This is a genomic window from Sorangium sp. So ce145, from assembly GCF_051525985.1.
Taxonomy (GTDB): domain Bacteria; phylum Myxococcota_A; class Polyangia; order Polyangiales; family Polyangiaceae; genus Sorangium; species Sorangium cellulosum_B.
This window is the reverse complement of record NZ_CP150315.1, coordinates 2,222,455-2,235,771: the sequence shown is the minus strand read 5'-3', so window position 1 is coordinate 2,235,771 and position 13,317 is coordinate 2,222,455. Positions and strand designations below refer to the sequence as shown.

General features: G+C 73.3%; 7 protein-coding genes. 3 read left to right on the top strand and 4 right to left on the bottom strand.

The annotated features are described in order from the left end of the window. Window positions 1-78: 78 nt before the first annotated feature. Both WMF34_RS08485 and WMF34_RS08480 read left to right on the top strand, forming a co-directional pair. Window positions 79-1,131 carry a tetratricopeptide repeat protein gene (locus WMF34_RS08485; protein ID WP_437992973.1) on the top strand — a complete coding sequence of 351 codons (1,053 nt, stop codon included), beginning with the start codon at window positions 79-81 and terminating at the stop codon, window positions 1,129-1,131. A gap of 393 nt (window positions 1,132-1,524) precedes the next feature. Beyond that, on the top strand, window positions 1,525-2,856 hold the full coding sequence (locus tag WMF34_RS08480) for a hypothetical protein (RefSeq protein ID WP_437992972.1): 1,332 nt from the start codon (window positions 1,525-1,527) through the stop codon (window positions 2,854-2,856). A 390-nt stretch (window positions 2,857-3,246) separates the two neighbouring features. On the opposite strand, the gene WMF34_RS08475 is transcribed toward WMF34_RS08480, so the two are convergent. From WMF34_RS08475 to WMF34_RS08465, 3 genes are all read right to left on the bottom strand, one after another. Beyond that, window positions 3,247-5,157 carry a protein kinase domain-containing protein gene (locus tag WMF34_RS08475; protein ID WP_437992971.1) on the bottom strand — a complete coding sequence of 637 codons (1,911 nt, stop codon included), beginning with the start codon at window positions 5,155-5,157 and terminating at the stop codon, window positions 3,247-3,249. Between the two features lie 5 nt (window positions 5,158-5,162). Continuing rightward, window positions 5,163-6,866, bottom strand: coding sequence for a protein kinase domain-containing protein (locus WMF34_RS08470; protein ID WP_437992970.1), 1,704 nt, complete (start codon window positions 6,864-6,866; stop codon window positions 5,163-5,165). A gap of 254 nt (window positions 6,867-7,120) precedes the next feature. Further along, entirely contained in the window at window positions 7,121-9,529 is a 2,409-nt protein-coding gene (locus WMF34_RS08465; protein WP_437992969.1) for a protein kinase domain-containing protein, read from the bottom strand. A gap of 361 nt (window positions 9,530-9,890) precedes the next feature. Between WMF34_RS08465 and WMF34_RS08460 the strand changes: the two genes are divergently transcribed. Further along, window positions 9,891-10,256 carry a cupin domain-containing protein gene (locus WMF34_RS08460; protein WP_012234236.1) on the top strand — a complete coding sequence of 122 codons (366 nt, stop codon included), beginning with the start codon at window positions 9,891-9,893 and terminating at the stop codon, window positions 10,254-10,256. A 51-nt stretch (window positions 10,257-10,307) separates the two neighbouring features. Here the strand turns inward: WMF34_RS08460 and WMF34_RS08455 are convergent, their stop codons facing one another. Next, window positions 10,308-12,935 carry a transglycosylase SLT domain-containing protein gene (locus tag WMF34_RS08455; protein WP_437992968.1) on the bottom strand — a complete coding sequence of 876 codons (2,628 nt, stop codon included), beginning with the start codon at window positions 12,933-12,935 and terminating at the stop codon, window positions 10,308-10,310. Between the last annotated feature and the right edge of the window lie 382 nt (window positions 12,936-13,317).

The following is a 13,317-nucleotide window of genomic DNA, read 5'->3' as shown; positions in this document are numbered from 1 at the left end:
CGCGCAGAGCTCCGACGGCCCTGTTCAACACGCTGAAATTCAACTCGACCGCCCACGGCTCCCATGCACCTCTCCGCCATGCGATCCCGCCGACGACTCCGCCTGGCTCTGCTCCTCGTGCTCGCGCTCCCGGCCGTGCCGGCCACTGCGGTTTCCCAGCCGGCCCCGCCAACCGCGCAGACCAGGGCGGCGGCCCGAGCGCTCGCCGACAAGGCCTGGGAGCACTTCGACGCCGGCCGCTACGAGGAGGCGCTCGCAGCCTTCCGCGACGCCGACGCACAGGTCCACGCGCCGCCGTTCCTGCTCTTCGCGGCGCGCTCCTGCGAGCGGCTTGGCCGCCTGCTCGAGGCGCGCTTGCTCTACCAGCGCGTCGTGGACGAGCCGCTCGCCGCCAGCGCTCCGCAGGAGTTCCAGCAGGCCCAGGCGGAGGCCCGGGTCGAGCTCACCGCGCTCGCATCCCGCATCCCGACCCTGGAGATCGCGGTCGCGGGCGTGGCGCCGGGCGCGGTGGAAGTGACGCTGGACGGCGAGCGCGTCGTCCAGACCGGGCCGGTGGAGCGCGACCCCGGCGAGCACACGGTGACCGCGACCGTGCGGGGCCAGCGCCCGGTGACGAAGACGATCCGGTTGAGCGAGGGGGGGAAAGAGCGCGTCACCCTCGATCTGGCGCCGCCCCCCGCGCCGGCGGTCGCGACGCCAGCCACCTCGCGCCACGCGCGCGAAGACGCAGGGATGGATGTGCGCGGCGCCGCGCTCGTCGGCGGCGGGGCCGCGACGGGCGCGGGGGTGGTCGCGGGCGTCGTGTTCACGCTCGTCGCCAACGGCAAAGCGAGCGACGCGAAGCGGCAGTGGCGCGTGGTCGATGCCATGGAGGGCGATGCCGTCGACTGCAGGTACCCCGCTGGCTTCAGCCAGACGCAGGAGTGCGGCGAGCTGCGCTCGCTGGTCGACGATCAATATCTCTTCAGCAACCTGGCTCTGTGGAGCTTCATCGGCGCAGGCGCCAGCGCGATCGGGACGCTCGGCTACGTCTGGCTCGCTGCAGCGCCGAGCGAGCCGGAGCACCAGGTGCGCCTCGCACCGCTCGTGCTGCCAGGCGGCGGCGGGATCGTCGCCGGCGGCGCTTTCTGAGTCGAGGAACCCATGAACCGACCCATCAAGAGAGGGATACGGCTGGCTGCGCGCGGGGCCTCGACGCTGGTCCTGGCGTCGTTCGCGGTGGCGAGCCAGACAACGAGCTGCCTCGGCCCCGACTGCAGCGAGCTGCATCGATGTGGAGACGAAGGCGGGAGGGGTGGCGAGGCAGACGACGGCGTCGGGGCGGGCGGCGCCGCCGGAACCGGCGGAGCAGGGGCGGGCGGCGCCGCTGGAACCGGGGGTGCCGCAGGCTCAGGAGGTGCAGGGGGAGGGCCGCCGCCCCTGGTGTGCGTGCCCAGCGACCAGGGCTGGACCGCCGACGCGCGCTGCGGCGTGTTCGTGTCGGCCACGGCGAGCGACGGCGGGAGCGGGACGCCCGAGGCGCCGGTGAAGACGCTCGCCGAGGCCATCGCGCGCGCCGCGCAGATCGAGGACGAGAGCGCGCGACGCGTGTACGCGTGCGCCGAGGAGTTCAAGGAAACGCTCACGGTGACTTCGAGCGTGACCGTCTTTGGCGCGCTCGATTGCGCCGCGAACTGGCGGTGGGGGGATGAACCGAAGACCACGCTGAGTGCGACGCCCGGCGCGGTACCGCTGACGATGCGCGTCGTCGGCGGCACGGTACACTTGGAGGATCTCCATATCGTCGCTCCGTCGATCGATCAGGCGGACGCGGGGACCTCCGCCATCGCAGCGATCGCCGATAGCAGCAAGGTCGACCTGGTCCGGTGTGTGCTCGAGGCAGGGGATGCAGCTGCCGGGGCCTCGGGGGCCGCACCTCCTTCGCCGCGCGAACAGGCACCCGACGGCAGCGACGGCAATCCCGCTTGCTCGGCAACTTTGGTGGCAACAGCACAGCCGGAGACGAACGATTGCGGCACCACCCAGGATACCACCGACGACTCGCGCGGCGGCCGGGGAGGAAATGGCTGGGATGCCCGCGGGACCTCCGGTGACATAGGTTATCCAGACGAGAAGAACAACGACAACGCCGGGGGATACAATAGTTCAACCGCGACGTGCACCGCGGGCAGGAGGGGTAGCGACGGCGACCCTGGCACACCTGGCGCGGGGGCACGCGGCATCGGCCAGCTCTCCAGCACCGGCTACGGCGGTACACCCGGCGGTGATGGCCAACGCGGGAAGACCGCCCAGGGCGGCGGGGGTGGCGGAGGCTCCCGCGGGAGTACCGAGTGCCCTGGAACCAACGACGGCGGCGCCAGCGGCGGCAACGGCGGCGCTGGCGGCTGCGGCGGTGCAGGCGGCAAGGGTGGCGCTCCAGGGGGGTCGAGCATCGCTCTGGTGAGCCTCGACGCAAAACTCACGTTCCATGAGGTCCGCCTGATCGTCGGCAAGGGCGGCCGAGGCGGCCACGGCAACACCGGCCAGACCGGCGGGTTGGGTGGGAACGGCGGGTCGGGCGGAAAGGGCCAGATCTTTAACGATGACAATACCAATTTCGTGCGTGATGCCTGTGCCGGCGAGCGGGGAGGAAAGGGCGGCACCGGCGGCAAGGGCGGCGGCGGTCATGGCGGCCATTCCCTCGGCATCGCCTTCCTGGGCACGTCGGACACCATCCCGTCGCTCGACGGCGCCACAATCGAGCTCAGCCCGGCCGGCGTCGGCGGCGAAGGCAGCGCCGTCGCGCAGGACGGCGACGCAGGGCTAGCGCTCCCGCTCCTGGACTTCGCGTCTCCACCACCTGCGCCAGGGCCGTGATGCCCCGCCGGCATCTCCGCCTCGGTCTGCTCCGACAGACGTTCGACGGCCTCGCAGGGACATCGCACATCGTTCGATTGAAACCCGCCCTGGTTCCAGGGATGCGCGCCATCGATAACTTCCGTCCGCTACCCCGCCTCGATTTCTGGCTGCGGGGCCGCGATGGTTGGACGCCTCGCACCGGTCGTTCGAAGCCTCCGACCGATTTCTGAAGCCTTCCACCGATCTTCGAACGTTCGAACCGATCGTCCGACGCCTACGACCGCTTTTTCAAAGCCCAAGATGGCCGGCCAATAGCCAGGGCTCGCCAAGCTCGGGTCTGCTGTCCTGCCGAAGGCGAGATGCGCCCTCAGTTCCTCGGATGCCTGGCTCCCCCGCGCGCAACACCGCTCAGGGAGCGTAGGGGTCCTTCTTCTTCGCCTGGTCCCGCAGGCAGTTCGTCCGCATGAACCCTGTCTTGCCCGCGCACGGATCGACGGGTTGCCGCCGGACCGTCGTTGTCTGCGCAGGCCGCGGCGGCGCAGGCGCAGGCTGCGCCGAAGGCTGGATCCTGGGCTGCGCCGCAACCACCGACCGCGCCGGCGCGGGCGCCGCAGCAGGTGGCGACGCCGCGACCGCCGGCGCCGCCGCCGGTGGATTCGGCGCCTCCACCGCCGGCTGGCTCCGCTCCACCGACGCCGGCTCCGTGCCCGCCGGCCCCGCGTCCGGCGCGCTGTTCGCCCCGCCGGCATCCACCGGCTCATCCACCGTGGGCGACTCAGCCGCCACCGAAGCCTGAGGCGCAGCGGTCGCAGGCGGGGGCGGCGGGTCCGGCGGCCTTGCCGCGCTCGCGGCGCTCTCGATCCCGGCCTCCGGCAGCGCCTCGATCCCGGCTGCGCTCTCCGCGGGCGCCGGCGAGCGCAACGCGACGAAGAGCGCTGCGCCCACCAGGCCAGCCGCGCCGGCGGCGAGCGCCGCGATGGCCGGGCCTGGAAGGCGCTTCCAGCCTGCCTGCCGCCGCGGCGGCGCCTGCGGCGCCTGCAGAGGCACCGGCGTTGCGCGCGCTGCCCAGGGCGACGGCTGCGCACCTCGACCTGCCTCCGGGCCCGGCACGAGCGGCGCGGTCGTCGATTTCCCCGGCTCACCGTGGCCCCATGCGGGCGACGCGCCCAGCGCCGCCTCGGCGCTCGCCATGGCCTCCGGCTCGAGCCTCTGGGTCAGCTCGGCGTTCCACTCCGGCGCAGACGCCCCGCTCCCCGTCGGCGACACCGCCGCCCCTGCCACCGGCACCCCGCTCCCCGTCGGCGACACCGCCGCCCCTGCCACCGGCGCCCCGCTCCCCGTCGGCGACACCGCCGCCCCTGCCGCCGCCCCGCCGGCAAATGCAGGCGCCTCCATCGCCGCCACCTGCCCGCCGCCCCCAGCGCCCCCGCCCCCGACGGCGAAGCTCGCCCTCGCGCCCGCCCCCGACGCCGTGTACCCGTCGAGGAGGTCCGCGATCTCCGCGGCCGACCCGATCCGCTCGTCCCGGTGGCGCGCCATGCACCGCGCCACGAGCTCCACGAGCCCCGGGTCCACCCGCCGCACGTACCGGGAGATCTTCGGTATCTCCCCCGTCAGGATGCCGGTGAAGACCGCCCTCGCGTCCCCCTGGAACGGGCGCATGCCTGTCAGCATCTCGAACAGCACCACGCCGAGCGACCAGATGTCGGCCCGGTGGTCGACGTTCGGCTCGGCCCTCACCTGCTCCGGGCTCATGTAGAGCGGCGATCCCACCGCGCCGCCCGTCGCCGTGCGGATGCCGTCGTTCACGGCGAGGTTCTTCGCGACCCCGAAATCGAGCACCTTCACCACCGGCTCGTCCGCGTCGGCCTCGCGGTGCAGGAAGATGTTCGCCGGCTTCAGATCGCGGTGGACGATGTGCAGCGCGTGCACCGCCGCGAGCCCCCTCGCCACGTCTCGCCCGATCGACGCCGCCACGTCCGCGTCGAGCCGCCGCCTGCGCACGAGCAGCTCCGCGAGCGTCTCTCCAGTGAGCAGCTGCATCACCAGGAAGGGCTCGCCGAACTCGGTCTCCCCCATGTCATACATGTCGATGACGTTGCGGTGCCGCAGCGCCCCGCCGTTGCGCCCTTCGCGCTGCAGCCGCCGGCGGAGCTCGGCGTCCGGGCGGTGAATCAGCTTCAACGCCACCTCACGCGACGTGGACAGGTTGAGCGCCGCCCACACGACGCCCATGGATCCCTCGCCCAGCCGCCGCACCAGCTTGTACTTCTCGGCGATCACCAGGCCGGCAGCGATCTGCGTGAAAGAGGTGGACATCGAGCTCAGCAGGGTGGGTCGAGGCGCGTCGCCGCGATGGGCGAGGTCGCTTTACCTAGCGCAAACGAGAGGGCGGCGCGGAAGGTAGCACGCTCTCCGCCGGGATCCCTCGGGCGCTCCACCTCGCTGCGGCGCAAGAGATACCCCGCGGCCATGCCGATCCCCAGGAGGAGCGCCGCCGCGACCACGGCCATCGCGATCCACACGACAGGCGAGCGGGCGGGCGCAGGCGGCGGCCTCTTCGGCTCGGGGAGCGGATCGAGCGGCACCGTGCCGCCGAGCGACAGCGCCTTTCCGAGGGGAGCGGCCGGACGCGCCAGCGACGCGCTGGACGCGCTGGCCGTTGATCGATAGGCGGCCGCCTGCTCCGGTGACATCTTGATGGTCCCGCGGTCCCCCAGAGGATTGCTCGCCATCCGCTCCCGATGCCCCGGCGTCGCCGCCCCGCCCGCCGCCGGCTGCTCCGGCCACGCGCCCGCCGCCGGCTGCCCCGGCCACGCGCCCGCCGCCGGCTGCCCCGGCCACGCGCCCGCCGCCGGCTGCCCCGGCGACGCGACCGCCCCGCGCGGCCCCGACACCGGCGTGTTCGGGTGTCCCTGCGGGGCCTGCAGATGCGCCATGGCCGCCGGGAGCGGCGTCCCGGTCGCCGGCGTCGGCGACCGCCCAGGAGGGTGTCCTTGCGGGGCCTGCAGATGCGCCATGGCCGCCGGGAGCGGCGTCCCGGTCGCCGGCGTCGGCGACCGCCCAGGAGCGGCCTCACCCCACGACCCTCGCCCGAGCTGCTGCGGGATCTCGTGCCGCAGCTCCGGCGACGACCCCGGCCTCGAGGGCACGCGCTGCGGCGCCGGCGGCGTGACGAACGGCTCGAGCGCCGCCGCGACATCGGCCGCCGAGCGCGGTCGCTTCTCGCGATCGCGCTGGAGACACTGCGTCACCAGCGCATCGAGGCCGGGATCGATCTGCCAGACGAGCTGGGACACCGCCGGGATTTCGCCGTCCAGCACGTTTCTCAGGAGCTCATGCGCCTTGCCCTGGATCGGCCGCCTGCTCGTGAGCATCTCGAACATCACCACGCCGAGCGCCCAGAGGTCCGCGCGCGTGTCGATATCGCTCTGCGCCCGCACCTGCTCGGGGCTCATGTACGCCGGCGACCCGATGAGGATGCCTGTCGCGGTCTTCACCTGTTGAGGACCCGCGAGGAACTTGCTCACGCCGAAGTCGAGTATCTTGACGATGGCATCGCCCTCGCCAGGCTCGGTGTGGAGAAAGATGTTGGACGGCTTCAGATCGCGGTGGATGATACCCCGCTCGTGCGCGGCGGAGAGGCCGCGCGCGATGTCCCGGGCGATGCGCGAGGCATCGTGGATCTCCAGCTTGCGCTTGCGCTTGAGCAAGGACGAGAGCGTCTCGCCGGAGAGCAGCGGCATGACGAGGAACGGGTCGCCGTTCTCCGCCTCGGCAGCATCGTAGATGTCGACGATGTTCCGGTGGCTCACGGCGCCGCAAGCGCGCGCCTCCCGCAGCAGCCGGACGCGGAGCTCCGGGTCGGGCCGCACCAGCAGCTTGAGCGCGACCTCCCGAGACGTAGCCTCGTTGTGCGCCGCCCAGACGACGCCCATCGCCCCTTCGCCGATCCGCCGGAGAAGGCGGTATTTGCCGCAAATGAGCGCACCTGGCGGCGGCGCGGCAGGAGCCGAAGGGGACTGCATGGGGTGGTCTCGCTGGAAGACGGACGTGGCAGCAGGTCGACGGTGCTTCGGAGAAGTGTCGCAGGTGAGGCAACGCACCGTCAAGAAAAGCTGCTGACCGGGCTCGCAGAGCGCGAAGCCGGCTCCGGCGCTCCCGGTGCGGGCACGCGCTCAACGCGCGTGATCGTCGCCGCCACCTCGCCGCTACCCAGGAGTCGCGTCGCGACCGTGGCGACATCTCGGAAGAGGCGGCGCGGGCCGCGGAGAGGCCGAGTCTATTTCTTGCGCTTCGCCTCGCACTTCTTCCTGTCCAAGAACCTGAGGTGCTCGCACGAGGCGGCGGATGGAGCAGCCTTCGCGGTCTGCGAGGTCGCCGGCTGCGAGGTCGCGGGAGGCGCCGCGAGCGCCGACTTGCCCGGCTTCACGTCGCTCGCCGTCCCCGGCGCCGCGCCCGCGCCGCCGTCAGGCGCCGACGCACCTGCGCCGTCGCCCGCCGGCAACGCCCCCGCGGTGTTGCTCGCCGGAGGGGCGCTCGGCGCAGGCGGCACGGGCGGCGTCAACGCCGAGGAGCCCGGCGGCGCGTCCGCGGACGGCGCCGGGGGCTCCGCGTTCCGCGGCGGCGCTCCCCCGCGCTCCGGCGCGGCGACCGTGTCTCCTCCGGCGCGGTCCACCGACGGCATCGCGCTCCCGGACACTTCCGGCGCGGCCGACGACGTCTCCGGCGACCTCAGCGAGATGAGCATCCCCACGACGATCAGCGACAGCGCAGCAGCCACGATCGCGAGCGTCGCGGCCGTACGCTTGCGCCTCGGTTCGCCGCCGTGCGGGGCCCGCTCCTGAGCGTCCTGGGCCTGGTGCCCCCCGACCTGATGGACCGACGGATGGTTGGAGACGAGCGGGGTCGTCGACGAGCTCCCGGCCTGGCGCGGCGCGCCCGTCGCCGTGGTCGCGCCCGACCTGGAGTCCGAGGCGCTCGCGCCCGCTTCCGGGCCGGGCCACGCGGCCGGCGCCGAGCTCCAGCTCGGCTGCGCGGCGATGCCTCCCGGCGGCAGCGCGCCGGCAGGGCCGAGGCCACCTGGCCCCGCCCCTGCCTCGGGCATCGGCGGCGCGTTCATGCGCACCGTCATCGCCCAGGAGCCCTGCTGCGGCGCCGCCACGGGCGCAGGCTGCGCCGGAGCGGCTTGCACCGCGCTCGCCTGGGACGGCTCCGGCGCTGCAAACGCCGCCACCGACGACGACGGGGGCCGGGGCGCAGCGGCGGCAGGCCCCGCCGCCGGATAGGTCCCCGACCCGGCGCGCGGCCCAGCGGCCCCGGCCGCCTCCGCGTTCCGCCGCGTGAGGGGCAAGGTCGCCACGTCCTCGTCCCGCAGCGCGCGCACCACGGACGCCGCGGCCAGGTGCTGGCCCGAGCTGCCCGGACGCCGAGGAACCGCGCCCGCCGCAGGGCCGGCGCCCGACGCTGGCCCCCCATCCGCCGCGCGGCTCATGCCCGACGCTGGCCCCGCAGCCCCCTGTCCCGGCCCCGACGACCTGTGCGCCTCAGGCGACTCCTGCACCGGCACCGGGGCCCGCGGCCCCCCACCGAGCAGCGCCAGCGGCAGCGCTCCCGCGCCCCCCTCGACGCTCCCCGACCGGTTCGCCACCGACGCGGGGTACGCCACCGACGCAGGCTGCGCCGCGAGCGCCAACCCAGGCTGCGCCGCAAGCGCCACGGTGCCGCCTTGCGACTCCTCCCAGCCGCCGTCCACGTCCTCGTCCGGCGCCCCCCGCCCCTCCGGCGACGACTGCCGCAGCGCCGCGTCCCTGCCCGACCCCACGCCGCGCTCCGCGTACCGATCGAGCAGCGCCGCGACCTCCGCTGCAGAGCCGATCCGGTCCGCGCGATCCCTGCGCATGCAGCGGGCGATCAGGTCGACGAGCCCCTGGTCCACCCGCCTCAGGTACTTGGACACGGTGGGGATCTCGCCCGTCAAGATCCCCATGAACACCGCCTGCGCGTCCCCCTGGAACGGGCGCATGCCCGTCAGCATCTCGAACAGCACGACGCCGAGCGCCCAGATGTCGGCCCGGTGATCGACGTTCGGCTCGGCCCTCACCTGCTCCGGGCTCATGTAGAGCGGCGACCCGACAGCGCCGCCCTGCACCGTGTGCAGGCCGTCGTTGACCGAGAGGTTCTTGGCGACCCCGAAATCGAGCACCTTCACCACCGGCTCGTCCATGTCCGGCTCGCGGTGCAGGAAGATGTTCGCTGGCTTCAGATCGCGGTGGATGATGTGCATCGCGTGCGCCGCCGCGAGCCCCCTCGCCACGTCTCGCCCGATCGACGCCGCCGCGGGCGGGTCGAGGCGGCGCCGCCGCGCGAGCAGCTCGGCCACGGTCTCCCCCGTGAGCAGCTGCATCACCAGGAACGGCTCCCCGGCCTCGGTCTCCCCCATGTCGTAGATGTCGATGACGTTCCGGTGCCGCAGCGCCCCGCAGTTGCGCGCCTCGCGCTGCAGCCGCAGCCGGAACTCGGTCTCGGGCCGGTGGATCAGCTTCAGCGCCACCTCGCGGGCCGTCGCCACGTTCACCGCCGCCCAGACCACGCCCATCGCCCCCTCGCCGATCTGGCGCAGGAGCCGGTACTTCTTGTCGATCAGCACACCGGACGCGAGCAATGTCGAGCTCTTCGGCGAGGGCATCATCGGCTTTCCGGAAGCGCGGCACGCCCCCCCGTCACGGAGCGCGCACGGACGGCCGCGACCAGCAGCGCGAGGCGAGCCACGGCGCCCCCGCGACGCCCCCACCGCCCAGCGCTCGCGCCGCGCGATCCGTCATCCACCCGCGCCCGTGCGACGTGACATCCGGTCCCCAGGTCCACGGGACAGCCTCCTATGCGGGGCATCCTACAGCAGTTCTCCCTGGCGCGATACGTTCCCTGCAAGGACGAACGCACGAAGAAAACCGACGAGGAAAGAGGGAGAAGCCCGATTCGATCCATCCAGGACCGGACCCACGCTCGTCGCCTAATCCGACGGATCACTCCAGGAGGAAAGCGAGGCGCACATGAGCGACACAACCGTCATGAAGGTCTCCTCCGGCCGCTCTCCGACAGGCCAGATGGGACAAAAATACCTGGCCTCCGGGATCCAGGTCTCGATGCGGCTCTGGGAACGCGAGCCGCCAGGCGACGCCAAACAGCCGACCGCGCGGGATTACGAGACCGTGGGGTTCGTCATCGCTGGACGGGCCGAGCTGCTCATCGAGGGGCAGATGGTGCGCCTCGAGCCGGGCGATTCCTGGACGGTCCCCAAGGGGGCGTCGCACGCCTACAAGATCATCGAACCGTTCACCGCCGTGGAGGCGACAAGCCCGCCCGCCGGCGTCCACGGGCGGGACGAGACCGGGGCGACGCCCTCTGGCAAGACCTGAGACCACGACGCGGGGGGTCTCGCCCCCTGGCAGCCCGAGCTCACCCGGACCTCACAGCGCGGTGCCAGCGCCAGACGCGGGCGTCTCCTTGTCCTGCGCCCCCTTGGCGCGCCCCGCCGGCTGCGGCTCGGCGGCGGCGCGCCCCGCGGGCTTCTTGTCGTCCACTCCGCCCGCCGCCGGCTTCTTCTCGCCCTCGGCGGCCTTCTTCTCGCCCTCGACGGCCTTCTTCTCGCCCTCGGCGGCCTTCTTCTCGCCCCCGGCGGCCTTCTTCTCGCCCCCGGCGGCCTTCTTCTCGCCCTCGGCGGCCTTCTTCTCCTCCGGCCTCGCTCCGGCCAGGTCGCCCGCGCCCGCCTGCCCCGCGCCGCCGGGCTTCCCCTCGCCCGCGCCCGCCTCGACGGGCGCCACGGGCGTCAGCAGCACCGCCGGCTTCACCGGCTCGGCCGCCGCCTTGTCGCCGTCGTCCACCGCGCCCGCGGCCTGAGCCGACGCCACGCGGACCTCATCCTCGCGCGGCTCGACCGGCGCCGGGTCGTCCGGTCGCGAGGTCGGCACGTACACCACCAGCCGATCCCCGGGCATCAGCGGGCTCCGCCGCGAGCGCTGGTTGATCCGCTCCAGGCTGCCGACGCTGAGGCCGTACCGGCTCGCGATCTTGCTGAACGAATCCCCCTCTCGCACCGCGATCTCGATGCGCTTCCGCCCCTTCAGCCCCTCGAAGTGCGCGAAGAACTCCTCCGAGCCGACCTCGATGACGCGCGCGCCGCTCTCGTCGAGCAAGAACACGCCGTCGTGGCGCTGCGACCTCGGGACGAACAGCTGGAGCGTCATCCCCTCATGGAGCGACGCCCCGGGCGCCAGCGTGTTCCAGCGGCAGATCTCGTCGGGTGTCACCGAGAGCACCGCCGCCAGATCCCGCAGCGCGTCGCCCGCGACCACCCGATAGAACACCCGCCGGCGCCCCTCGTAGGAGAAGCGCTGCGCCGGGACCACCACGACCGGCTTCCCCTCCGACGACAGCGGCGCGCCGCTCGCGAGCAGGTGCTCGGCCGCCGCCGCCCCGACGCCCTCCGCCGCCGGGACGAACAGCAGCGCCCCGGGACGCACCGGCTCGCCGGCCCGCAGGCCGTTCAACGTCTGCAGCGTCCACCGCGTCGTCCGCCGGAACGTCGCGATGTCGTCGAGCGACTCGCCCCAGCGGACCAGGTAACGCTCGAGCTTCGGCTCGCGCTCCAGGAGCTTCGGCATCGACTTCGCCGCGCGCGCCCCCGCCCCCGCGGGCACCCGGACCTCCCAGCGCGCCTGCTCCTTCGCGTCCACCGGCGACGGCGGCGTGCGCTTCGCCACGAGCTGCGGGTTGAGCGCCTCGATCTCCGGCGCCGCCGCGCCCGAGGCCGCCGCCACCGCCTGCAGCGACACCCCGGAGCCCAGCGAGATCTTGTCGAACGTCACCGCCGGATCGAGCTCCACGTCGTCGCAGCCGAACACCGCCGGGTTCCGCGCCACGATCGCGATCGCGAGGATCTTCGGCACATAGAGCGCCGTCTCGAGCGGCATCCCCGCCTCGAGCCGCGACAGCTCCCAGAAGTCGTTCGTGTTGTACTTCCGGATCGACGCGAGCAGCCCTCCGTACCCCATGTTGTACGCCGCGAACGCGAGCTCCCAGCCGCCGAAGCGCCGCCGCAGATCCGAGAGGTACCGCGCCGCCGCCAAGGTGGATCGCTCTGGATCCAGGCGCTCGTCGACCCAGCGGTCGACGGTGAGGCCATAGATGCGCGCGCCCTCCGGCATGAACTGCCAGAGGCCTGCCGCGCCGGCCGGGGAGTGGATGGTCGGGTCGAAGCCGCTCTCGACGAGCGAGAGCCAGAGCAGATCCTCCGGCAGCCCCTGCTCGCGGAGGACGCGGCGGATGGCGGCGCCGTAGCGGCCGCTCTTCTTCATCCACATGACCACGGCGGAGCGGCCGCGCGGGTCGTCCTTGTAGTACTCGAGGTAACGCACCACCCGGCCGTCCCAGCGGACCGGGATCTCGGGCAGCTCGAGCTGGCGCAGCCAGGAGATGTCGCGGGTCTCCTCCGCTTCCGCCGGCGGGGCGGGCAGGCCCGCGGGCGGCAGGCCGGAGACCTCGAGGCGCGGCTCGCCCGCGCCGAGCAGGAGCGTGCCGTCGACCGGCCACGCGGGCCCGGCGCTCGGGGTGGCGCCGGGAAACAGCGCCAGGTCGATCGCGCGCAGCGTGCGGAGCTCGGGCGACTCGCCGGTGCTCGCCCCGGCTGGCGTCGCTGTGCCGGCGATGACCCGCCGCGCCGCCTCGTCCGGCGCGCCCGGCTCCCCCGGCTTGCGCGTGATCTTCGCCCCGCCCTTCTTCGACGGCTTCGATCGCGCGGCGGCCTTCGCCGGCGCCTTGGCCGCGCTCTTCGCGCCGCCCTTCCCGCCCGACACGGCCGCCACCCTGACCGGCGCCGGCTTCTCTGCCTTGCCCTCGGCCGACCCGTCCTTCTTCGCGTCGGCCTTCGCCGGCTCCGCCTTCGCGGGCTCAGCTTTCGCCGGCTCCGCCTTCGCCGCGTCGGTCTTTGCCGGCTCAGCCTTCGCCGCGTCGGCCTTCGGCGCACCGGCCGCAGGCGCTGCTGCCTCCGAAGGAGGCGCTGCAAGGCCGTCGAAAGCGACGCCCGAGAGGGCGGCCAACCAGCCAAGACATACAAGCCTGCGTGCGGCGCGTCGGATCCGCATGTCAGGGACCGACCTGTCTCACGATGCGCCCGAGGGGTCAACTTTGGCAGCCCACCGGAACCCGGCCCACCGTGGAGCGCCGATCCCATGGATCAGCCGAGAAATGAACCGCCAAGGACGCCAAGAGCGCCAAGGACGCCGAGATTTTGTGCTCTCTCTTGGCGCCCTTGGCGCCCTTGGCGGCTCGAATTCTTTCCTCCACAGAATATTTCAATCCGCCTGTTGCTCTGGAGCGGCGGTCACCCGCACAGGAGACGGGCCCAGATCGGCGTTTTCGGCGCGGAAGCGCACTCCAGTGCGCTGAGCACCGAAAACGTCGAGATGGGCCCGTATCCGA